The following is a 21,798-nucleotide window of genomic DNA, read 5'->3' as shown; positions in this document are numbered from 1 at the left end:
ACTGGCGGTCGCCCTCCAGGGCGCCCGAAGGGCGCGGCCGACGCTGCGGCCCCGATCCCGGGACTGAGCGAAGTTTTCGACCCGCACCGACGACCACACCCCACGAGCCAATCGATCCAACCGGAGCGTTGACGTGACGACGATGCCTCCTGTCCTCCTGAAGAGCGACGAGTTGTTCGGGGACGACAAGACGGGCCTGCCCTACGACAAGTCGCGGGAGATATCCCGCTACCTCCTCATGCACTACGGCGCTGTCGACGACGTCTTCGACCGCCCCCGCCATCCCCTCGCCGACGCCCACGGATACCCGCGGCGGCTGTCCCGGATGCTCCAGGACAGCGCGCTGCGGACCGGGAGCCGGGTGCGGCGCGTGCTCGACGTCGGCTGCAACGTCGGGGGCGTGACGCACGCCCTCAGCGAATGGGCCGAGGACCTCGTCATCGGTGTCGACATCAGCCCGCGCTCGATCGAGATCGCGCAGACGCTGACCCGCAGCGGCGGCGGCACCTTCAGCGTCGCCGAACTGGGGCCGTTCACCCGGGACATCGAGCTGCGTCTGCCGGCCACCGACGGCCGGGCCGAGGTGCGGTTCGAGGTCGGTGACGCGGGCGCGCTGAAGGGCGGGCCCGACGCGTTCGACGCCGTGCTGCTCTCCAACGTGCTGGACCGGGTCGACGACCCGGCCGCCTGCCTGGCGCAGTTCTCCGCCGGCGCGGACCTGCTGCGTCCCGGCGGGCTGCTGATGATCGCCTGCCCGTGGTCCTGGTACCCGGAGTACAGCCACCCGGGCACCTGGCTGGGCTCCGCCCAGGACCACACCTCCAGCGAGGAGGGCCTGAAGCGGCTCCTGGAGGCGGACTTCACCCTCGTCGACGAGGCCGACCAGGCGGGCGTGCTCCGGCAGAACCCGCGCGAGTACGACTACTTCGAAGCCCATGTGACCGTGTGGCGGAAGCGTTGAGAGCCCGTACAAAACCGCAGTAAAAGGGCGGCAAAGTGAACCGGCGTCGGGAGAACCGCGTGCCCTGAGGCAACATCTTGGTGAACGGCGAGCGCCGCGCGGCAGGGACGCGGACGCCGCCGTCTGCCGGATGGGGTGACGGGCATGGTGGAGCCGAGAATCGCGGTCGCCGTGGTGACCATGGGGAACCGTCCCGCCGAAGTCGACGCCCTGCTGGAGTCGGTGGCCAAGCAGGATGTCGCCCCGGCCCGGATCGTGATCGTCGGGAACGGCTGCCGGCTGCCCGACTTCGGCCGGTGGCTGTCCCTGCCCGGCGAGGTCACCGCCATCGACGTCGACGACAACCTCGGCTGCCCGGGCGGGCGCAATGTCGCCCTCGCCCGGCTCCGGGAGTACGGCGACGTCGACGTCGTGGTGGAGCTGGACGACGACGGGCTGCTGGTGGCACCCGATGTGCTGCGCCGCGTACGGGACTTGTACGCGGCCGATCCGCGCCTGGGCATCGTCGGCTTCCGGATCGCCGACGAGCACGGCGAGACCCAGCAGCGGCACGTCCCCCGGGTCGGGGCGGCGGACCCGCTGCGGGGCGGCTATGTGACCGGGTTCCTCGGCGGCGGGCACGCCCTGCGCATGACGATGCTGGCGGAGATCGGGGACTGGCCCGCCGAGTTCTTCTTCGCGCACGAGGAGACGGACCTGGCCTGGCGGGCCGCCGACGCCGGATGGAAGATCCTCTACGCGCCCGAGCTGCTGCTCCAGCACCCGAAGACCTCGCCCGCCCGGCACGCCATCTACTACCGGGTCACCGCCCGCAACCGGGTCTGGCTGGCACGGCGCCGGCTGCCGCTCGCGCTGATCCCGGTCCACCTCGGTGTGTGGACGCTGCTCACCCTGGTCCGCACCCGGTCGGCGTCCGGGCTGCGGGCCTGGCTCGGCGGGTTCGTGGAAGGTCTGCGCGAATCGGCCGGCGAACGGCGCCCCATGCGCTGGCGGACGGTCTGGCGGCTGACCAGGCTGGGTCGCCCACCGGTGATCTGAAGCGGAAAAGACGCGGAGAAGAGGCGGAGGAGAGGGCGCGAGAGGGGCGAGGAAGAAGAGGGGGACGAGGGTCCCGGTCGTTCACCTCCGCCGACCGGGACCCTCTTGCGTCCCCGGACCAGGCCTACGGCGACACTCCCCCGAGCTGCGCATGATGCGCGCGCCGGTGGGCCGGATCCGATGCATTGATCACATCAGGGCGCACCAACGGATCGCTAACATGTGGCCAACGGTTCTCCCGGTGGTCGCGATGCGGTTGGCGCGAAGTCGTCGGGAGAATGGGCGGACAAGCCGGAACCGTAGCGGATTCCGGCCCGTACGGGCAGGGGCAGGGCGGCGGGAAATCGCCGTGGACAGGGCGGAAATCCGCCAGGGACGGCGGGCGAGCCCGCGGGCAGCACGGCCGGTTCCGGCCGCGCGGGAAGGCAGTGGCGGCGTGATGCGGCGGTGCGGGCTGCGGTTCGGGCTGCTGGGACCACCGGTGCTGTACGACCGTGCGCCGTCCGGTATTTCGTACAAGACCGAGGCCGCCCAGAGCGATCTCCTGCGGGCGATCGGCAGCCCCAAGGTGCGCGCCCTGCTCGCGGCGCTGCTGCTGGAGGCCGGCCGGGTCGTCTCGGTCGAGTCGCTCAAGGACGCGCTGTGGGGCGACGCGCCGCCGGCGTCCGCGCAGGCCTCGCTGCACAACCACGTCACCCGGCTGCGCAGGCTCCTCGACGACCCCGAACGGCTGCGTGCCGTGTCGCCCGGATATCTGCTGCGGGTCGACCAGGGCGAGCTGGACGTCCACGTCTTCGACGCCCGGGTCGCCGAGGCGCGCTCCGCGCATGCCCGCCGGGACTGGGCGGGCGTTCTCCGCGCGTGCGCGGCGGCGCTCGCGCTGTGGCGCGGCACGCCGCTGAGCGGCCTGCCGACCGAACTCGGCGGGTACCCCTTCGTGCAGCGCCTGGAGGAGGCGCGGCTGCTCCTGATCGAGTGGGGTTACGACGCCGAGCTCGCCCTCGGCGGCGGCCGCCTCACCGGTCTCGTACCGGAGCTGGCGGCGCTCGTCGCCGAACACCCCCTGCGCGAGGCCTACCACCGCCAGCTCATGCTCGCCCTCCACCGCACCGGCCGCCAGGCCGAGGCCCTGGCCGTCCACCGCGACCTCCGCACCCGCCTGATCGAGGAACTCGGCATCGAACCGGGCCAGGCCATCCGCGACGCCCACATCGAGATCCTCCGCAACGGGGAAGTCGCGTCGACCGACGGCGCCCTCATCAAGCGCCCCACCACCACCGAGGCCGCACCCCGAAGCGCGCCCGCCCCCACCGAACCGGCACTCGCCGACGGCGAGCACACCCCACAGGGGCCACCCGCACCCGACCCCGACTCCCGCACGGGTGGTGCCGGTGGGAACCCGGACCCGGCCGAAGGCCGGGTGCCCGCCCACGCGCCGGCACCGGCACTCGCACCCGCACCGGCCCAACTCCCCCCACCCCCGGCCCACTTCACAGGCCGGACCACCGAACTGAACAACCTCGTCCACACCCTCACCTCCACGAACACCGTCGCCGTGATCACCGGCATGGCCGGCGTGGGCAAGAGCGCCCTCGCCCTCCACACGGCCCACACCCTCCGGGCCCGGTTCCCCGACGGCCAGCTCTACGTGAACCTGCACGGCGCCACCCCCGGCGTCCCCCCGCTCGCCCCCACCCAAGCCCTCACCGCCCTTCTCAGAGACCTCGGCGCCACCCCCCGCAGCATCCCCGACCACCCCGACGCCGCCAGCGCCCTCCTCCGCTCCCTCCTCGCCCCCACCCGCACCCTGATGGTCCTCGACGGCGCCGCGAACGCCGCCCAGGTACGCCCCCTGCTGCCGGCCGGCCCGGGCTGTGCCGTCATCGTCACGAGCCGCTCCCCGCTCACCGCCCTCGACGGCGCCCGCCGCTTCCCGCTCACCCCCCTGACCGGCGAGGACAGCGCGGCGCTTCTGCGCGCGGTGAGCGGCCGCGACAGCCTGGACGCCGCCCACCCCCTCGTCCACCTCACCGGCCGCCTGCCGTTGGCCCTCCGCGTCGTCGCCGCCCGCCTCGCCGCCCGCACCGCCCTCACCCCGGACGTGCTGGCCGGCCAACTGACCGCCACGGAAGGGCGCCTGCACCACCTGGAGTACGACGACCTGAGCGTCCGCCGCTCGCTCGCCGTCGCCCACGACGCCCTCGCCGCCTCCGACCGCGAGGCCGACCAGGACGCGGCCCTCGCCCTGCGCCGCATCGGCGCCCTGGACCTCCCGACGTACGGTGCACCACTCATCGCCCGCCTCACCGGTACCGACGAGCGCCGGGCCGAGGCCGCCCTGGACCGCCTGGTCGACGTGGCCCTCCTGGAGGAGACGGCGTACGGCCGCTACGCACCCCACGACCTGGTCCGCGACTTCGCCCGCGAACTCACCGACGCCGACGAGGGCACCGAGGCGGCCGTCACCGCCCTGCGCTGGTACGCCGCCGTCGCCGAACGCGTCCTGACCGCCATCGTCGAACCCGGCCTCGACCAGGACGACCGCCGCCGCCCGAGCGCCGCGCAGCCGCCCGAGCACGCGGCCGACGTGGCGGCCGTCCCGCCCTTCGCCTCCTCCGCAGAGGCCTTCGCCTGGGGCGACACGGAGCTGGAGAACGTCGTGGCCCTGGTGGAACGCCACGCCCGCCCGGACTCCGACGCCAACCTGGACTCGGGCGTCACCCTGGACTCCGGCGCGAACCCGGACTCCCACCCGAACCCGCCCCCGCCCCATCCCGAACCGCCGGCGACGACCGCGCCCCTCGCCCCCCTCGCCCCTCTTTCCACGCTCATCCGCCTCTTCTTCCCCTACGTCCAGCGCAGCGGCCGCGTCGCCGAGATGGAGGTGCTCGGCCGGGCCGCCCTGGGGACGGCGCGGTGCCTCGGGGACGCGGCCGCCGAGGCGTACGCGCTGGGCGACCTCGCCGGGCTGCACTTCCTGACCGGCCGCCAGAACGACGCCCTGGCCCTCACCGACCGGGCCCTGGCCATCTGGCAGCGCCTCGTCGTGGTCTCCTGGATCCGCCGCTGCCTCAACAACCGGGGACTGCTGCTGGAGGGGCTCGGCCGGTACGCCGAGTCGGAGGAGGCGCTGCGGCGGAGCCTCGGATACTCGCGGCAGCTGAACGACCCCTACGGCGAGGCCGTCACCTACAGCCACCTGGGCAACCTGTACGAGCACACCGACCCCCGGGCCGCGATCGAGCAGCACCGCCGCTCGCTGGCGATCGGCGACGCGATCGGCGCCGTCATCGTGCAGCACTCGGCCCGCTGCAACATCGGCTACGCCCACCTCACCCTCGGCGAACCGGCGGCCGCCGCCACGCACTTCGAGGAGAGCCTGCGCATCCTCGGCGGCCACGGCGACTGGCACGGCGAGTCCCAGACCCGGCTCGGCCTGGTCCGCGCGCTGCGCGGGCTGGGCCGCTCGGAACGCGCCGGGCACGAGTGCGCGGAGCTGCTGCACCGCGCGGACGCCCGCGCCGACCGCTACATGGGCGGTCTGGCCCGCCACCAGCGGGGGCTGGTGCTGCGCGAACAGGGGCGGGCGCAGGAGGCGTACGACAGCTGGCGCGCGGCGCTCACGGCCCTGGACGGCACGGACGCCAAGGAGGTCGTGGCCGAGCTGCGGGAGCTGCTCGGCGGCACGTGCTGATCACTTCGCGTCGGCATAGCACTCCACCACCGCCGTGGTGAACGGAAACCGCACGGGCGTCCGGCCGAACGTCAACCGCCCCGCCAGGTCCGCGGCTTCGCGTATCGCCGCCACGACCGTCTCGGCCTCCTCCTTCGGACAGTGCACCATCACCTCGTCGTGCTGGAAGAAGACCAGTTCGGCCGCCAGGTCCGCGCAGGAACGGCGCAGCGCGGCGAGCATCAGCAGGGCCCAGTCGGCGGCGCTGCCCTGGACCACGAAGTTGCGGGCGAAGCGGCCGCGGGCGCGGGCGTTGGTGGAGGCGTAGCCGGGGACCCACTGCCGGTCCTCGCTCTCCTCCTCCCCGGAGGGGATGCCGGCCTCCTCGGCCGCGTCCTCGCCCGTCCGCGCGGCCGGCGGACAGGTCCGGCCCAGCCAGGTCCGCACCAGCCGCCCCTCCTCGCCGGCCCGGGCCGCCTCGTCGACGTACGCCACGGCGGCCGGGAAGCGGCGTCTGAGCGCGGCGAGGTTCTTCAGGCCGTCGCCGGAGGTCTGGCCGTAGACCGCGCCGAGCACGGCGATCTTGGCCTGGTCGCGGTCGCCGGAGAAGGCGCGGTCGGAGACGGACTGGTAGAGGTCGGTCTCGCGCCCGGCCACCTCCATGAGACCCGGGTCGCGGGAGATGGCAGCCAGCACGCGCGGCTCCATCTGGTCGGCGTCTGCCACCACCAGCCGCCAGCCCGGGTCGGAGACCACGGCCCGCCGGATCACCTTGGGGATCTGCAGCGCGCCCCCGCCGTTGGTCACCCAGCGCCCGGTGACCGTCCCGCCGGCGAGGAACTCCGGCCGGAACCGCCCCTGCCGCACCCAGTCCTGCAGCCAGGACCAGCCGTGCGCGACCCAGATCCGGTACAGCTTCTTGTACTCGAGCAGGGGCTTCACGGCCGGGTGGTCGATGGACTCGATCTCCCAGCGGCGGGTGGACTTCACCTTGATCCCGGCCTGGGCGAAGGCCTTGACCACATCGGCCGGCAGATCGGGCCGCACCCGGCGGCCGAACGCCGCCGACACCTCGTCCGCGAGCTCGGCCAGCCGGCGCGGCTCGCCACCGCCCGCGTACCGCTCGCCGAGCAGTTCGCGCAGCACCTCGCGGTGGACGTCCGCGCTCCACGGCAGTCCCGCCCGGTTCATCTCGGCGGCCACCAGCATCCCCGCCGACTCGGCGGCGGTCAGCAGCCGCATCCGGTCGGGGTGGGCGGCCCGGTCGTGCCGCCGCTGCTGCTCGGCGTAGACGGCGAGGAGGTCGGCGAGCGGCAGACGGGCGCCCTGCGGTTCGAACAGTGGGGACTGCGCGCCCGGTTCGGCGGAGCGCAGCGGCGGATCGGGCGGTACGGGGCCGCCGCGGAGGCGGGCCAGGGCGGCGGCGGCCGAACGCGGCTCGCCCGACCGCCCCTCGTGGCCCAGCAGAAGGGTCTCGGCGTCCTCGATGTCGTAGCACCGCTCCACTCGCACCCCCGTGGCGAGCAGACGCGGATAGACCTCGGGGGTCGACCGCCACACCCAGCGCGTCACCTCCGGACGGCTCCGCACCGCCTCGGCGAGATCGGGCTCCCGCCGCACCGGGCCGACGGGCAGCCCGTCCGGACCGAGGGGGGCGAGCTCGGCGCCGCCGTCCTCGGCCGGGGCGAGTGCCCACCGGTCGGTCATGGTCGCGAGTGTGGCAGGCGGCACTGACAATCCGCCGTGACCTGCGGGTTCAGCTCTCGGGCCGCTGCTGTTCGCGGGTCTGCAGCAGCTGCGCGAGCACCTTGGTGACGTACTGCTCGGCCTTCTCCTTGGTGATGCCGAGGCCGCTGAGCACACCCTCGCCGTGCTCGTACTCCAGCAGGGCCAGCAGGAGGTGTTCGGTGCCGATGTAGTTGTGGCCGAGGCGGAGCGCCTCACGGAAGGTGAGCTCCAAGGGCTTCTTGGCGGCGGCGCTGTACGGGACGAGCTCGGGCACCTCCTCGGCCGCCGGCGGCAGCGCGGCGGCCGCGGCCTCGCGGATCGCGTCGAGGCCGACGCCCTGCTGGGCGAGGGCCTTCGCGGCGAGGCCCTCGGGCTCGGCGAGCAGGCCGAGGACGAGGTGCTCGGGCAGCACCTCGGCGTTGTGCGCGGCCTTGGCCGCGTTGTGCGCGGCCATGACGGTGTTCTGCGCGCGCGGGGTGTAACGGCTGAAGCCCTGGGCGGGGTCCAGGTCGAGGGACTCCTTCGGCACGAAGCGCTTCTGCGCCGCCTGCCGGGTGACGCCCATGCTCTTGCCGATGTCCGTCCAGGAGGCGCCGGAACGCCGCGCCTGGTCGACGAAGTGGCCGATCAGGTGGTCGGCGACGTCGCCCAGGTGGTCGGCGGCGATCACCGCGTCCTGGAGCTGGTCGAGAGGTTCCGCGTGGACCTTCTTGATGGCCTCGATCAGGTCGTCGAGGCGTACCGATGCCGTGCCGGAAGGGTTCGTCGTCATGTGTCAACCGTAGGTTGACAGCCCCGCACCGTCAACCGGGAGTTGACGGTGCGGGGCGTCCTGGGTGCCCCGGGTGTCCTGGGGACCGGCTTCGTCACTTCGGTGCACCGCCGCCCCCGCCCACGTGACCGTACGGCTGTCCACAGGGTGTGGACAGCCGCCGACCGCTGTCGGTGGCCCATGGCACGATCGACGAGTGAGCAGTACGACCAGCACCGTCGAGCGAGCCTTCGCGGCCGCCCTCTACGACGACACCGACTCCGGCCTCGACACGGCGGCGTCCCTCCTCGCGGCCGACCCCGGCGCCGACACCGAACTCGCGCGGCGGGGAGAGGAGTTCGTGGCGGCGGCCTGGCGGCGCGGCTGGCAGCCCGCCGACGTCGTACGCCTGGTACGCCGCGAACTCGACCAGATGCACGTCGAGCGGGCGGCGGCCCTGATCCGCGCCCAGGTGCCGCAGGACCGCCCGCGCGGCCCCCGCTGGACCGCCCAGCTCCACGCGCTCCCCGACGGCGCCCCGCGCGGCGGCGACCGGTTCTCGCACGCGACCGCGGTCCTGGAGCTGTACCGCCTGCTGCTGCGCCTGCCCGCCCTGGAGCCCCTCGACGAGCCGCGCCCGCGCCGGGAGGGCCAGGAAGGCCCGCGGCCGGCCTCCCGCATGCTCACCCGCATCCGGGCGCTGCTCGCCAAGGCGGAGGCGACCGGGTTCCCGGAGGAGGCGGAGGCGCTCAGCGCCAAGGCGCAGGAGCTGATGGCCCGGCACAGCATCGACGAGGCCCTGCTTGCGGCCGACGCACCCGCCGCCGACGCGCCCGGCGCCTGCCGGATCGGGGTCGAGCCGCCGTACGAACAGGCCAAGGCGGTGCTGCTGGACGCCGTCGCCACCGCGAACCACTGCCGTGCCGTGTGGAACGAACCGCTGTGCTTCTCCACGGTCGTCGGCTTCGAGGGCGACCTGGAGGCGGTCGAACTCCTCTACACCTCGCTCCTCGTGCAGGCCACCCACGCGATGACGAAGGCGGAGGCCGCCCAACGCGCGGGCGGGCGCAAGCGCACCAAGACCTTCCGGCAGTCCTTCCTCGCGGCTTACGCCCACCGCGTCGGCGACCGCCTCGCGGCCGCCGCCGAGACCCAGGTCACCCAGGATCTGCTCCCGGTGCTGGCCACCCGCGAGACCGCCGTGACCACCCGCATGGAGCGCATGTTCCCGGAGACGACCACCACCCGGCTGCGCGGGGTCAGCGACGCGGCGGGCTGGACGGAGGGGGCGCGGGCGGCGGACCGGGCCGAGGTCGGGTCCCGTCCGCGACTGCCGTGATCCTCAGTCGCCGACCTGCTGGAAGGTGCTGACGGTGGCGTTCGGCTTGTCCGCGGAACCCTTGCCCGCGACCGGGCCGTACGACCACGGGAAGGTCTGGGCCTCCTTGGCGCCGGGCAGGGTGATCTTCACGGTCTTGGCCTCCAGGCTCGCCTTGTCGCCCGCCTTGCCGCGCACATAGCTGATGGTGAAGGAGGCGGAGTCGCCCTTGGCGAGCTTCAGCTTCTGCGCCTTCGCGCCCTGCTGCGCGGAGACGGTGGCCGAGGCACTGCCCGCGGCGAGGTCGACCCGGGGGAAGCCTTCCAGGGTGCACGGGGTGCTCTGGTTGGTGATGCTGACCGGCACCTCACCCGTGTCGCCGGCCGCCGGGGCCAGGCTCGCCGCCCCGATCTGCACGGACACCCCGCCGTCCGCGCAGGCGTTGTTGTCCTTGCCCTTGTTCTTGTCGCCGCCGCCGTTGTCGCAGGCGGTCAGCACGAGGACGGCGGCGAGGGCGGTGACGGTGAGCGGAAAGGCGCGCATGTGTGGGTCCCTGTCGAGGTCGTGACGGTGTCCCAGCATCATCACGTGCCCGGCCGTTCCCCGCTCGCGCGCCCCTCCGATACGGCGGCCACCGGGCCCCGGGTACGGCGGCTACTGCGCCCCGAGGCTCGCCGTCGGCAGACCCGGAGGAAGCTTGCCGCCCTCGGCCTTGGTGTACGTCTCCTTGCCGAGCTTGCCCGACCAGGTCACCTTCATCGTCGACCCGCTCACCGAGTCGACCATCCCGGTCGCCCGGTCCTTGGAGCCGTCGGCGCACTTCAGATGGATCATCTGCATGCCCGCCTCGACGCCCGCGGACCCGCTGCACACGGTCCCGCCGGTCCCGAAGAGCGCGGCCTGCTTGCCGGTAATCACCAGGGCCACGGCCTTGCCGTCGGTCGTGGTGAGCCAACTGCCCTGCAGCTTGCCGGCGGAGGAGCCCGTACCTCCCGTGCCGCCACTGCCCGCGGTCGACGTCGGGGCCGCGGACGCGCTCGGGCTCGCCGAGGAGTCGTCGTTGGAGTCACCGCCGCTGCTGCACGCGGTCAGCGCGAGCGCGCCCACCAGCCCCGCGGCCGCGGCCGCGATCCGCACCGTCGTAGTCGCCGAAGTCACTGGAAGCTCCCAAGCTGTAGCCGGTCGGCCGCCCGGTTCGCCGGAACGACCGCAGCAAGCTACCAGGCCCTACCACGAGGCCTTCCGGACCCCGGCAGTAACCGCCGTGCGCCCGCTCCCACAGGTTCACCGGGGACGGTCCGAAGCCGCGCGGCTGCCTGCGCGATCCCCGCCGGCCGGAGTACGCGCCCGTCCTAGCCGTGCTCGACTCTCCCGAAGCCGACGGCGAAGACCGTGGAGTCCTGACACAACTCATCCCGACCGCCCGCCAAGTCCCCGTCCGGGCGACCACCCAGGGGACTTGGCGGGCAACCCCCCACACCCCACGCGCGCCCGGGAGCCCACGGTTCCCGGGCGCGCGGTGCCGTTCCCGGCGCTCGTGCGCGCCACTCGCCCCGTTCGATGGGTAGGGAATTCCCTACGCTTGACTCGTAGGGGAACTCCTACCTATCGTCGTGCCCATGAACATCACCCACGCCTCCTTCGTCACCCTCCCCGTCACCGACCAGGACCGCGCCCTGCGCTTCTACCGGGACGTCCTCGGCTTCGAGGTCACCGCCGACCTGGATCTGCCCCAGGGCCGCTGGCTGCAGGTCGCCCCCGCGGGCGCGCAGACCGTCTTCACACTCTCCGGGCCGGGCATGGGTGATTTCGAACCCGGCACGACGCGGGGGATCATGTTGGTGACGACCGATGTCGACGCCGACTGCGCCCGGCTCGCCGAGGCGGGTACCGAGGTGCAGGGCCCGGACGACCTCCCGTGGGGTCGGATGGCCGCCTTCCAGGACCCGGACGGCAACGGTCTGATGCTGCTCACGGAGGCTCACGGCTAGGCCAAGTACGGGCAACTGACGGACACGGCCGGACACAGCCAGACACAGCCAGACACAGCCGGACACGGCCGGACGGGAGCGGCCGCGAGCAGTCACGAGCGCAGACGACGAGAAGGGCCCGGCATGACCGCAGCAGGCACCCGCGAGGCCGCCGAGGACCGTGTCTTCGCCGCGCTCGCCAACGCCACCCGCCGCGAGGTGCTGCGCCTCCTGCGCGAGGAGGGCCCCCAGCCCGTCCAGGCCCTGGCCGACCACTTCGACATGCGGCGACCCAGCCTCTCGGAGCACCTCAAGGTCCTCCGGGAGGCCGGCCTCGTCTCCGAGCAGCGCTCCGGCAGGCAGCGCATCTACCGCCTGGAGGCGGCCCCGCTGGCCGACCTGCAGGACTGGCTCCATCCGTACGAGCGGTTCTGGCGCGACCGCCTGAAGGGCCTCGGCGCACTCCTGGACCGCATGCCCGACGATGATCAGCCATGAACGACCGACCAGAGGACCCGCAACTCCCCGAGCCCCCCGAGTCCGGCGACGATCTCACCACGATCCACGTCGACCAGTTCTTCCCGCACCCGCCCGCCAAGGTCTGGCGCGCCCTCACCGACCCGGACCTGCTCGCCCAGTGGCAGATGCCGGGGGCGGAGAATTTTCGCCTCGAAGTCGGTCACCGGTACCGGATGACCTCGCTCCCGCGTCCGGGAACCCGCTTCTCGGGTGTCGTCGACGTGCAGGTTCTCGCCTACGACAGGGAGCGGATGCTGTCCCTCCGCTGGGCGGATGCCGATCCGGCCAATCCCACGGACTGGACCATTACGTGGACGCTGGAACACGAAGGGCGCGGTACGCGTCTCTTCCTAGTACACGAGGGATTCGATCCGGACGATCCGGCGCAGATGATGGCGCGGAAGATCATGGGCGGGGGCTGGCGTTCGCATGTCTTGCGGGCTCTGGGGCAGACGCTGGAACACCTTCGGTAAAGAAGGCGTCAAAGCTGTAATCGCGGGACCACCCCCCGTGCACGTGCATCTGCTCATGCATCTGCACTTGAACGGGGTTATGATCCGGGTCAGTTGACTACAGCATCTATGGCCACATCAGCCAGTGCACCACCAGGGAGCGACCTGTGGACCGCGACGTTGACAGCGTGTACGGGGGGTACGACGTGTACAACGGCATGGCTGCCACGCAGCTGGACGGAGTGGCCTGGCAGAAGAGCAGGCACAGCAACTCGCAGGGTTCCTGCGTCGAGTTCGCCCGGCTGCCGGGCGGGGACGTGGCCGTGCGCAACTCCCGCTTCCCGGACGGTCCCGCGCTCGTGTACACGCGCGCGGAGATCGAGGCGATGCTCCTGGGCATCAAGGACGGCGAGTTCGACCACCTGATCACGAACTGACGGCGGCACCACTCGGCCGGCAGGCCGAGGGCGCCGTGGCAGTAGGCCTCGCAACGCGCGTAGACTCGGCACGTCAGGTGGTGCCGTGTCTATGTCATTCACCGGGCTGGAGCCGAAACAGCGCCCAGACGACCTTGCCGTTGAGGGTGCCGGCGAGCGGGTGCCAGCCCCAGCTGTCGCTGAAGGAGTCGACGAGGAACAGTCCGCGACCCGACTCCGCGGAGAAGTCGTCCGAACTGCCGGCGACCGGGGTGTCGTGGCTGGGGTCGCGCACCGCGCACACCAGCCGCTCGGTCCAGCGCATCAGGTGCAGCCGCACCTGCGGGGTCTGGTCCGCGCCGCAACAGCCGCCGTCGCCCGGCAGCGCGTGCCGCAGGGCGTTGGTGACCAGTTCCGAGACGACCAGGCATATGTCGTCGAAGCGGTCGCCGACGTCCCACTGTTCGAGCGTTCTGCGGGTGAACTGGCGTGCCTCGCGCACGGCTTCGTAGCGGGCGGGCAGTGCGCAGGAGGCGGCGCTGGACACGGCCGCGGGGTCCAGTGGCGGAAGGCCCTGCCGTAACGGCTTGAGCATGGTCGATCCATTCGTCCCCATGCGAGGCACTCCCGGGAATTCGCGGTCGTTGCGATGCAGCGGTGGCGCGGGACCATGGTTTCGGATGCGCACAGCAGATGCAAGGGCAGATGCACGTGCACGAGACCGAATTGAGCACTCCCGTACCGCTTGTTGGCCATTTTTTCCGCCAAGCTTGTGCATGTGTCTCACCTCTTCCTTGTCTCTTCCTCCCTTCTTCCTGCGCGGAAACTTTGGCCTCTCTCCGTTTCCGTAACCAGACGAGTACTGCTCGAAGTGTTTTAGTGGCAGACTTCGGCCCCTGAAGACGGTTGGGGAGGCTGGCGAACGTGAGCGCGGGAGAGCCCGGATCGGTGGTGCGACGCATGCTGCTCGGATCACAACTCAGGCGACTGCGTGAGGCGCGGGGGATCACGCGCGAGGCGGCGGGTTACTCGATCCGCGCCTCCGAATCGAAGATCAGCCGGATGGAGTTGGGCCGGGTGAGCTTCAAAACACGGGATGTCGAAGACCTGCTGACGCTGTACGGCATCTCGGACGAGGCGGAGCGCGAGTCGCTGCTCTCCCTCGCCCGGGAGGCCAATGTCGCGGGCTGGTGGCACAGCTACTCCGACGTACTGCCGAGCTGGTTCCCCACCTACGTGGGCCTGGAGGGCGCGGCCTCACTGATCCGGGCGTACGAGGTGCAGTTCGTGCACGGCCTGCTGCAGACGGAGGAGTACGCCCGCGCGGTCGTGCGGCGCGGCATGAAGGGCGCGAGCGTGGCCGACGTCGAACGGCGGGTGGCGCTGCGCCTGGAGCGGCAGAAATATCTGGTCTCCGAGAATGCCCCGGAGTTCCACATCGTCCTGGACGAGGCCGCCCTGCGCCGTCCCTATGGCGACCGCGAGGTGATGCGCGGCCAGCTCCAGCACCTGATCGAGATCTCCGAACGGCCCAATGTGCGGCTGCAGGTGATGCCGTTCAGCCTCGGCGGTCACTCCGGGGAGAGCGGTGCCTTCACCATCCTCAGTTTCCCCGAGTCCGACCTGTCCGACGTGGTGTACCTGGAGCAGCTCACCAGCGCCCTCTATCTGGACAAGCGCGAGGACGTCGCGCAGTACGAACAGGCGCTGAAGGAACTCCAGCAGGACAGCCCCGGGCCGGACGAGAGCCGGGACCTGCTGCGGGGACTGCTGCAACTGTCCTGATGGCGGCACTCTTGACTTCGTTCATTTCGTATCCCCAGGTGACACCCCAACTCACATAAAACACAAGTACGATGACGTGTGATCAGACTGAACTGACCGTGAAGTTGATCGGGTGTCTGTCTCGACTGCTTCGGCAGCAAGGGATCGAGGGATCACATGTCGTCCTGCTTCACCGACCTGGCTCAGCAGTACATCGACGGTGAGTGGCGCCCGGGCAGTGGTTCCTGGGACATCATCGACTTCAACCCGTACAACGGTGAGAAGTTGGCCTCGATCACCATCGCCACCATCGACGAGGTCGACGACGCCTACCGGGCGGCCGCACGGGCCCAGCGCGCCTGGGCCGAGACCAACCCGTACGCCCGCCGCGTCTTCTTCGAGAAGGTCCTGCGCCTCGTCGAGGAGCGGGAGGGCGAGATCACCGAGATGATCATCGCCGAGCTCGGCGGCACGTACATGAAGGCCCGGTTCGAGATCCACCTCGCCAAGGAGTTCCTGCGCGAGGCGGCCCAGCTGGCGCTGCGCTGCGAGGGCAGATTCCTGCCCTCGCCGATCGTCGGCAAGGAGAACCGCCTCTACCGCGTCCCGGTCGGCGTGGTCGGCGTCATCAGCCCGTTCAACTTCCCTTTCCTGCTGTCGATCAAGCCCGTCGCCGCGGCCCTCGCGCTCGGCAACTCCGTCGTCCTCAAGCCCCACCAGGACACCCCGATCTGCGGCGGCACGCTGATCGCCAAGCTCTTCGAGGACGCGGGCCTCGCGCCCGGCCTGGTGAACGTCGTACTGACCGACATAGCCGAGATAGGCGATGCCTTCATCGAGCACCCGGTCCCCAAGGTCATCTCCTTCACCGGCTCCGACAAGGTCGGCCGGCACATCGCCACCGTGTGCGCCGCGCAGCTCAAGCGCTCGGTGCTCGAACTGGGCGGCAACAGCGCGCTGGTGGTCCTCGACGACGCCGACATCGACTACGCGGTCGACGCGGCCGTCTTCAGCCGGTACGTCGACCAGGGCCAGGTCTGCATGGCCGCGAACCGTGTGCTGGTGGATCGTTCCGTCGCCGACGAGTTCACCGAGAAGTTCGTGGCCAAGGTCAGGACACTGAAGACCGGCGATCCGAGCGACCCGCAGACGGTGATCGGCCCGGTCATCAACTCCCTCCAGGCGAACGCGATCTCGGCGGCGATCGAGCAGGCCGTGGCCGAGGGCGCCACCGTCCTGGTGCGCGGTGCGACGACCGACAACCTGGTCGAGCCGTCCGTCCTGACCGATGTGCCGACCGACTCCTCCCTGCTGCACAAGGAGATTTTCGGCCCCGTCGCCCTCCTGGTGCCGTTCGACGGCGAGGAGGACGCGGTCCGGATCGTCAACGACACGCCCTACGGCCTGAGCGGCGCCGTCCACACGGCCGACATCGAGCGTGGCGTGGCCTTCGCCAAGCGTGTGGACACCGGCATGTTCCATGTGAACGACGGCACCATCCACGACGAGCCGCTGGTCCCCTTCGGCGGCGAGAAGCACTCCGGCATCGGCCGCCTCAACGGCGAGACCACCCTGGACGCCTTCACCACGCTCAAGTGGATCTCGGTGCAGCACGGCCGGAGCACGTTCCCGTTCTAGTGGCCGCGTCCTTGAGGACAGAAGCTGACCGCAAGGGTCCGTAACGTCATCGGTGTCGGGCAAGAGAAGCCGTTTGGACCTGAGGAAAGGGCCAGTCATGGTCATGCACGTGGGAGCCGAAGCACAGGGCGACGAGCGGGGGGCGCTGCTCGCCTTCCTCGCGGAGCAGCGCGGGGCCGTCCGGCGGGCCGTGCTGGGGCTGACGGAAGAGCAGGCCGCGTCCCGCCCCAGCGCGAGCGAGCTGTCCCTGGGCGGTCTGGTCAAGCATGTCGCCGAGGTCGAGCAGGGCTGGGTCGCCCGTGCCAAGGGCGAGTCGCCGGCGGTCAAGCGGGACGCGTCGAACTGGCACGAGTGCTTCGCCCTGGCCGAGGGCGAGACCGTGGCCGGGCAGCTGGCCTACTGGGAGGAGGTCGCCGCCGAGACGGAGAAGTTCATCCGCTCCGTCCCGAGCCTCGACGACACCTTCCCGCTCCCGAACGACCCCTGGTTCCCGCCGGACGAGTCCGTCTCCATGCGCTGGCTGGCCCTGCACCTGATCCGCGAGACGGCCCGGCACGGCGGCCACGCCGACATAATCCGCGAGTCGCTGGACGGCAAGACGGCGTTCGAGCTCGTGGCGCTGGAAGCCCAGACGGGCCAGGAGTCCCAGGAGGCCTAGGCCGCCGAGGGCGCCCGGGCGGCCCGGCGGCAGGTGGGCCGGCCCCCGGGCCATAACCTGGACCGCATGTCAGCGATCCGTCTCCTCGTGCTGGGCGCGGTCCGCCAGCACGGTCGGGCCCACGGCTACCAGGTGCGCAACGACCTGGAGTACTGGGGCGCCCACGAGTGGTCCAACGCCAAGCCCGGCTCGATCTACCACGCCCTGAAGCAGATGGCGAAACAGGGACTGCTGCTCGCGCACGAGATCGCGCCGTCCACCGCCGGGGGCCCGCCGCGCACCGAGTACGAGATCACCGAGGCGGGCACCGAGGAGTACCTCCGGCTGGTGCGCGAGGCGCTGACCTCGTACGACCAGAAGATGGACATGAAGTCGGCCGCCATCGGCTTCATCGTGGACCTGCCGCGCGCCGAGGCGGTGGCGCTCCTGAAGGAGCGCATCCGGCGCAGCGAGGAGTGGCGATCCGCCGTCACCGAGCACTACGTGCCCGAGGACGGCCCCGAACAGCTGGGCCACATCGGCGAGATCATGAACCTCTGGATCCACACCGCCGACGCCGAGGCCGAGTGGACCCGGGGGCTGATCGCGCGGATCGAGGGTGGGGCGTACACCTTCGCGGGCGAGGGCGAACCGTTCGTCGGCGTCCTCGCCGAGGGCGAGGAGAACCCGTACGCGACGGGGAAGTCCCACCCGGAGGACAGCCGCTAGCCGACACTAATCAAGTTTGACCAATACCCCTTTCCGGCGTTAACTTCGAGCGGGTAGTCAAGTTTGACTAGCGAAAACGGCGTGCGCGCTGGGCTGGCGCGCGCACGGCGGCCCCGGGGCCTTCCTGGGCGCCGTCGGCCTGCTCCTGCTGTTCCGGTTCGCGATGCTGTGGGCCGGCATCCACCTCGCCCTGGTCGCCGGGAAGCCGGAGCTGGTGCAGGCCGTGCAGATCCTGGTCTGGCCGGTCGGCTTCTTCTCCAACGCGCTGGCCACGCCCCGCTCCATGCCCGGCTGGCTGGGCACGGCCGTCGAGTGGAACCCGCTGTCCCGGACCGCGACGGCCGTCCGGGACCTGCTCGGCGGCGCCGGCGGGGACCCCGCCCACGTCTGGCCGGCGATCCTCTGGCCCCTGGCCCTGCTGGCGGTGTTCTTCCCGCTGGCGGTACGGCGGTTCGCCCGCCTGAGTCACTAGCGGTACGGCGGGTGCGGCCGCGACAGGGCCTAGTGGTGGAAGCTGGTGGCCGCGCCCTTGTCCCGGGTGAGGGGATGCGCCTGTCGGCGCAGTTCCGGCAGCAGGCGGCCGAGGTCCTCGATGAACAGCTCGGCGAGGTCCGCGGAGAAGCCGTTGCGGCACACCACCCGCAGGACGGACAGGTCCTCCCGGTTGGGCGGGAAGGTGTACGCGGGCACCAGCCAGCCGCTCTCGCGCAGCCGCCGGGAGACGTCGAAGACGTCGTACGAGGTCACGTCGTCGTTGGTGGTGAAGGCGAAGACCGGCAGCTCGTTGCCCCGGGTCAGCAGCCGGAAGTCGCCGAGCGCCTCGATCCGGTTGGCGAGCGCGGTCGCCACCGTCCGGGTGTACTGCTGCACGGCCCGGTAGCCCTCGCGGCCCAGCCGCAGGAACGAGTAGTACTGCGCCACGACCTGGGCGCCCGGCCGGGAGAAGTTGAGCGCGAAGGTGGGCATGTCGCCGCCCAGGTAGTTCACCCGGAACACGAGCTCGTCGGGCAGCGCCTCCTTGTCCCGCCACAGCGCCCAGCCGACGCCCGGGTAGACCAGGCCGTACTTGTGCCCGGAGGTGTTGATCGAGGCCACGCGCGGCAGCCGGAAGTCCCACACCACGTCCTCGTCCAGGAAGGGCGCGACCATGGCGCCGGACGCGCCGTCCACGTGCACCGGGACGTCGATGCCGGTGCGCTCCTGGAGGGCGTCCAGGGCCGCGCACAGGTCCGCGATCGGCTCGTACGACCCGTCGAAGGTGGAGCCGAGGATGCCGACGACCCCGATGGTGTTCTCGTCGCACAGCGCGGCCGCCGCCTCCGGGTCCAGGTGGTAGCGGTCGCCCTCCATCGGGACCAGCCGGGGCTCGACCTCCCAGAAGTTGCAGAACTTGTCCCAGCACACCTGGACGTTGACCCCCATCACCAGGTTCGGGCGGACGTCCCGGCTCGGATAGCGGTCCGCGTTGCGGCTCGCCCAGCGCCGCTTGAGGGCCATGCCGGCGAGCATGCAGGCCTCGCTGGAGCCGGTCGTCGAACAGCCCACGGTGGTCGACGGGTCGGGCGCGTGCCACAGGTCGGCGAGCATCGCCACGCAGCGCCGCTCCAGCTCGGCCGTGCGCGGGTACTCGTCCTTGTCGATCATGTTCTTGTCCCGGCACTCCCCCATCAGGATCCCCGCCTGGGGCTCCATCCAGGTGGTGACGAACGTGGCCAGATTCAGCCGGGAGTTGCCGTCCAGCATCAGCTCGTCGTGCACCAGTTGGTACGCGGTCGTCGGCGGCAGCGGGGAGTCCGGGAGCCGGTGCGTGGGCGGGGCCTGGGTCAGGCCGACGACCGGGTTCGCCTCCCCGTAGAAGGGGTTGATGTGGGTCGTGCGTTCCTCGTGCTTCTGCGGGCCCTTGTGCAGTGCCATGGAATTGCCTCCTAGAAGGTGAACAGATCCGCCCGGCGGATCACCGGACCGCCGTCCCGTCCGGCCGCAGCTGCATCTGCGGCCGCCCCGTCACCAGCAGCCAGGCGGGCAGCGTGGCGATGCACAACAGGGTCAGGATCGTGGGAGAGGCGACGAGTACCGACGCCGTGAACAGGCTCACCCAGCCCTGTCGGGTGACGGCCAGGAGCATGCCCAGCACGCCCGCCGCCACGCCCAGCGCCGGCGGGACGGCGGGCACCAGGGCGTGGGCGCACAGACCGAGGGCGCCGCCGATGAACACGGACGGGAAGATCCGCCCGCCCCGGAAGCCGCAGGACGCGGCGACGAGCAGCGCGGCCAGCTTCACCACCGTCATCACGGCGAACTGCCCGGCCGTCCAGCCCTCGGGATCGCCGGCCAGCTCGTGGATCTGGTCCAGCCCCTTGAAGAGCGTCAGCGGGCCGCCCAGGACCCCCAGCGCGCCCAGCACGAGCCCGCCCACGGGAAGCATCAGCATCGGGTGCCGCAGCCGATGGAAGGCCGCGTGGACGTACGGGAAGGCGCGCACGGCACACATGCCGAGCAGGGCGCCCACCGACGCCACGACGATCACCGCGAGCAGATCGCCGGCGTCCGGCACGTCGACCGGGGGCAGGTGCAGGTCGAAGGTCGGATGCGAGACCAGGGTGGTCGTCATGGCACCGGCCGCGCCGGCCGCCAGGGGAGCGAAGACGTTGTCCCACAGCAGCCCCCTCATCGGCCTCCCGGCCAGCGACTCCGAGATGACCAGGGCCGCCGCCACCGCCGTGCCGAACAGCGCGCCGATCGTCGCCGCCTCCGCCAGCGCCACCCACAGCGGGCCCGGCAGTCGGGGGAGGAACCGGCCGCCCAGCCACACCGCGAGGCCGACGTTCACCGCGATGATCGGGTTCTCCGGCCCCAGGCTCGGCCCGCCCGCGAGCATCAGGCCGGCCGCCAGGGCCAGGCCGGGCAGCGCGACGGGCGGCAGCGTCTGCGCCTGCAGTCCCGTGGTGGCCGGGTCGGGTCCCGCGTGGCCCGGCGCCTTCCACACCACCAGCCCGACGGCGATGCCGGTCGCGGTGAGCATCACGAAGATCCACAGAACCGAGTAGCGGCCGATCCCGAGCGCGTCGGGCAGGTTCTGCCACAGCACCTTCTCCAGTTGCCCGGCCGCCGTGTCCACCCCGAGGAGGATCAGGCTCGCCACCACGCCCACAGCGAGGGCGGGCAGGATCAGTGGCAGCAGGGCGCGCGCGGGGGTCGCCGGGGCGGTCGTGCGCGTCTGCGGCGCGGTCTCCTGGGCCACGGCCTCACCATAAGCGGACAAAACCGACACAACATCCGGAGCGGGCGGACGGCGCGGCCGGACGAGGGGGACGGCACGTCCGGCGGGGGGCGGACGGCCGGGAAACCGGCTTGCACCTCACGTCACGTGAGGGCCCACCGTGGAGCGCGTACCAGAAAGAAGGAGCGGAAGTGAGCTACTCCGTGGGACAGGTCGCCGGCTTCGCCGGTGTCACGGTGCGCACCCTGCACCACTACGACGAGATCGGCCTGCTCGTCCCGGGGGAGCGCAGCCACGCGGGCCACCGGCGCTACACCGACGCCGATCTGGACCGGTTGCAGCAGATCCTGTTCTACCGGGAGCTCGGCTTCCCGCTCGACGAGGTCGCGGCGCTGCTCGACGACCTGGCCGCCGGCAGGGGTGACCCGCGCGCGCACCTGCGCCGCCAGCACGAACTGCTGACCGCCCGGATCGAGAGACTGCAGAAGATGGCCGCGGCCGTGGAGCACGCCATGGAGGCACACAAGATGGGCATCGACCTCACACCCGAGGAGCGTTTCGAGGTCTTCGGCGACAACGACCCCGAGCAGTACGCCGAGGAGGCCGAGCAGCGCTGGGGCGGCACCGACCAGTACGCCGAGTCGCAGCGCCGGGCCGCCCGCTACACCAAGGACGACTGGAAGCGGTCGCAGGCCGAGGTGGACGCCTGGGCCGAGCGCTACAAGGCGCTGATGGACGCGGGCGAGCCACCGGCCGGCGAGCGGGCCATGGACCTGGCCGAGGAACACCGGCAGCACATCAGCAGGTGGTTCTACGAGTGCCCGCACGAGCTCCACCGGTGCCTCGGCGACATGTACGTGGCCGACGAGCGCTTCACGGCGCACTACGACGCCATGCGGCCGGGCCTCGCCCAGCACCTGCGGGACGCGATCGCGGCGAACGCCGACCGCCACACCGACGGACACACCGCGTAGTCACCTGGCC

Annotated in this window: 20 protein-coding genes and 1 pseudogene; 14 read left to right on the top strand and 7 right to left on the bottom strand. The window is 71.7% G+C overall.

The window, feature by feature from the left end; genetic code table 11:
* Positions 1-142 precede the first annotated feature (142 nt).
* The 3 genes from IPZ69_RS27800 to IPZ69_RS27790 all read left to right on the top strand — a co-directional run bounded on the left by IPZ69_RS27800 (position 143) and on the right by IPZ69_RS27790 (position 5,693).
* Entirely contained in the window at positions 143-961 is an 819-nt protein-coding gene (locus IPZ69_RS27800; RefSeq protein WP_235457303.1) for a class I SAM-dependent methyltransferase, read from the top strand.
* Positions 962-1,105: 144 nt separating this feature from the next.
* Positions 1,106-1,999 (top strand): glycosyltransferase family 2 protein, encoded by an 894-nt coding sequence (locus IPZ69_RS27795; protein ID WP_235457302.1) that lies wholly within the window; start codon positions 1,106-1,108, stop codon positions 1,997-1,999.
* Between the two features lie 439 nt (positions 2,000-2,438).
* Positions 2,439-5,693: an AfsR/SARP family transcriptional regulator gene (locus IPZ69_RS27790; RefSeq protein ID WP_235457308.1), complete on the top strand. Its 3,255-nt coding sequence runs from the start codon at positions 2,439-2,441 to the stop codon at positions 5,691-5,693.
* Here the strand turns inward: IPZ69_RS27790 and IPZ69_RS27785 are convergent, their stop codons facing one another.
* Positions 5,694-7,379, bottom strand: coding sequence for a bifunctional 3'-5' exonuclease/DNA polymerase (locus tag IPZ69_RS27785; protein WP_235457301.1), 1,686 nt, complete (start codon positions 7,377-7,379; stop codon positions 5,694-5,696).
* A gap of 49 nt (positions 7,380-7,428) precedes the next feature.
* Positions 7,429-8,172 carry a Clp protease N-terminal domain-containing protein gene (locus IPZ69_RS27780; RefSeq protein ID WP_235457300.1) on the bottom strand — a complete coding sequence of 248 codons (744 nt, stop codon included), beginning with the start codon at positions 8,170-8,172 and terminating at the stop codon, positions 7,429-7,431.
* A gap of 196 nt (positions 8,173-8,368) precedes the next feature.
* Here IPZ69_RS27780 and IPZ69_RS27775 point away from each other — a divergent pair, with 196 nt between their 5' ends.
* Positions 8,369-9,490: a DUF2786 domain-containing protein gene (locus IPZ69_RS27775; RefSeq protein ID WP_235457299.1), complete on the top strand. Its 1,122-nt coding sequence runs from the start codon at positions 8,369-8,371 to the stop codon at positions 9,488-9,490.
* Between the two features lie 3 nt (positions 9,491-9,493).
* Here IPZ69_RS27775 and IPZ69_RS27770 read toward each other — a convergent pair whose 3' ends face one another.
* Together IPZ69_RS27770 and IPZ69_RS27765 are read right to left on the bottom strand one after the other, a co-directional pair.
* Positions 9,494-10,012 (bottom strand): DUF4232 domain-containing protein, encoded by a 519-nt coding sequence (locus IPZ69_RS27770; protein WP_235457298.1) that lies wholly within the window; start codon positions 10,010-10,012, stop codon positions 9,494-9,496.
* Positions 10,013-10,123: 111 nt separating this feature from the next.
* Entirely contained in the window at positions 10,124-10,627 is a 504-nt protein-coding gene (locus tag IPZ69_RS27765) for a hypothetical protein (protein ID WP_235457297.1), read from the bottom strand.
* A 461-nt stretch (positions 10,628-11,088) separates the two neighbouring features.
* On the opposite strand from IPZ69_RS27765, the gene IPZ69_RS27760 reads away from it, so the two are divergent.
* The 4 genes from IPZ69_RS27760 to IPZ69_RS27745 all read left to right on the top strand — a co-directional run bounded on the left by IPZ69_RS27760 (position 11,089) and on the right by IPZ69_RS27745 (position 12,847).
* On the top strand, positions 11,089-11,460 hold the full coding sequence (locus tag IPZ69_RS27760) for a VOC family protein (RefSeq protein WP_235457296.1): 372 nt from the start codon (positions 11,089-11,091) through the stop codon (positions 11,458-11,460).
* Between the two features lie 123 nt (positions 11,461-11,583).
* Positions 11,584-11,937, top strand: coding sequence for an ArsR/SmtB family transcription factor (locus tag IPZ69_RS27755; protein ID WP_235457295.1), 354 nt, complete (start codon positions 11,584-11,586; stop codon positions 11,935-11,937).
* A complete protein-coding gene (locus IPZ69_RS27750) occupies positions 11,934-12,431 on the top strand; it encodes an SRPBCC family protein (RefSeq protein WP_235457294.1) in 498 nt (165 codons plus the stop codon). The genes IPZ69_RS27755 and IPZ69_RS27750 overlap by 4 nt, the downstream gene beginning before the upstream one ends.
* A 146-nt stretch (positions 12,432-12,577) precedes the next feature.
* Positions 12,578-12,847, top strand: a complete 270-nt coding sequence (locus IPZ69_RS27745; RefSeq protein ID WP_235457292.1) for a DUF397 domain-containing protein — start codon at positions 12,578-12,580, stop codon at positions 12,845-12,847.
* Between the two features lie 94 nt (positions 12,848-12,941).
* Here IPZ69_RS27745 and IPZ69_RS27740 read toward each other — a convergent pair whose 3' ends face one another.
* Entirely contained in the window at positions 12,942-13,442 is a 501-nt protein-coding gene (locus IPZ69_RS27740; protein ID WP_235457291.1) for an ATP-binding protein, read from the bottom strand.
* Between the two features lie 344 nt (positions 13,443-13,786).
* Here IPZ69_RS27740 and IPZ69_RS27735 point away from each other — a divergent pair, with 344 nt between their 5' ends.
* From IPZ69_RS27735 to IPZ69_RS27715, 5 genes and pseudogenes are all read left to right on the top strand, one after another.
* Complete coding sequence (locus IPZ69_RS27735; protein WP_235457307.1) at positions 13,787-14,611, top strand: helix-turn-helix domain-containing protein; 825 nt, start codon at positions 13,787-13,789, stop codon at positions 14,609-14,611.
* Positions 14,612-14,767: 156 nt separating this feature from the next.
* The gene (locus IPZ69_RS27730) at positions 14,768-16,228 is read left to right on the top strand and encodes an aldehyde dehydrogenase family protein (RefSeq protein WP_235457290.1); all 1,461 of its coding nucleotides are present in this window, start codon (positions 14,768-14,770) and stop codon (positions 16,226-16,228) included.
* A 97-nt stretch (positions 16,229-16,325) separates the two neighbouring features.
* A complete protein-coding gene (locus IPZ69_RS27725; RefSeq protein ID WP_235457289.1) occupies positions 16,326-16,886 on the top strand; it encodes a DinB family protein in 561 nt (186 codons plus the stop codon).
* A 66-nt stretch (positions 16,887-16,952) separates the two neighbouring features.
* Positions 16,953-17,594, top strand: coding sequence for a PadR family transcriptional regulator (locus IPZ69_RS27720; protein ID WP_235457288.1), 642 nt, complete (start codon positions 16,953-16,955; stop codon positions 17,592-17,594).
* Between the two features lie 85 nt (positions 17,595-17,679).
* Positions 17,680-18,066: pseudogene (locus IPZ69_RS27715) on the top strand (ABC transporter permease); the annotation flags it as partial.
* Between the two features lie 29 nt (positions 18,067-18,095).
* On the opposite strand, the gene IPZ69_RS27710 reads toward IPZ69_RS27715, so the two are convergent.
* Both IPZ69_RS27710 and IPZ69_RS27705 read right to left on the bottom strand, forming a co-directional pair.
* Positions 18,096-19,508, bottom strand: a complete 1,413-nt coding sequence (locus IPZ69_RS27710; protein ID WP_235457287.1) for a glutamate decarboxylase — start codon at positions 19,506-19,508, stop codon at positions 18,096-18,098.
* A gap of 40 nt (positions 19,509-19,548) precedes the next feature.
* Positions 19,549-20,835 carry an ion channel protein gene (locus IPZ69_RS27705; RefSeq protein ID WP_235457286.1) on the bottom strand — a complete coding sequence of 429 codons (1,287 nt, stop codon included), beginning with the start codon at positions 20,833-20,835 and terminating at the stop codon, positions 19,549-19,551.
* Positions 20,836-21,005: 170 nt separating this feature from the next.
* Between IPZ69_RS27705 and IPZ69_RS27700 the strand changes: the two genes are divergently transcribed.
* Positions 21,006-21,788, top strand: coding sequence for a MerR family transcriptional regulator (locus tag IPZ69_RS27700; RefSeq protein WP_235457285.1), 783 nt, complete (start codon positions 21,006-21,008; stop codon positions 21,786-21,788).
* Positions 21,789-21,798: the final 10 nt, after the last annotated feature.

This window comes from Streptomyces olivochromogenes (assembly GCF_021538895.1).
GTDB lineage: Bacteria > Actinomycetota > Actinomycetes > Streptomycetales > Streptomycetaceae > Streptomyces > Streptomyces olivochromogenes_A.
The sequence above is the reverse complement of the archived record's forward strand: the minus strand, read 5'-3'. Positions and strand labels throughout refer to the sequence as shown.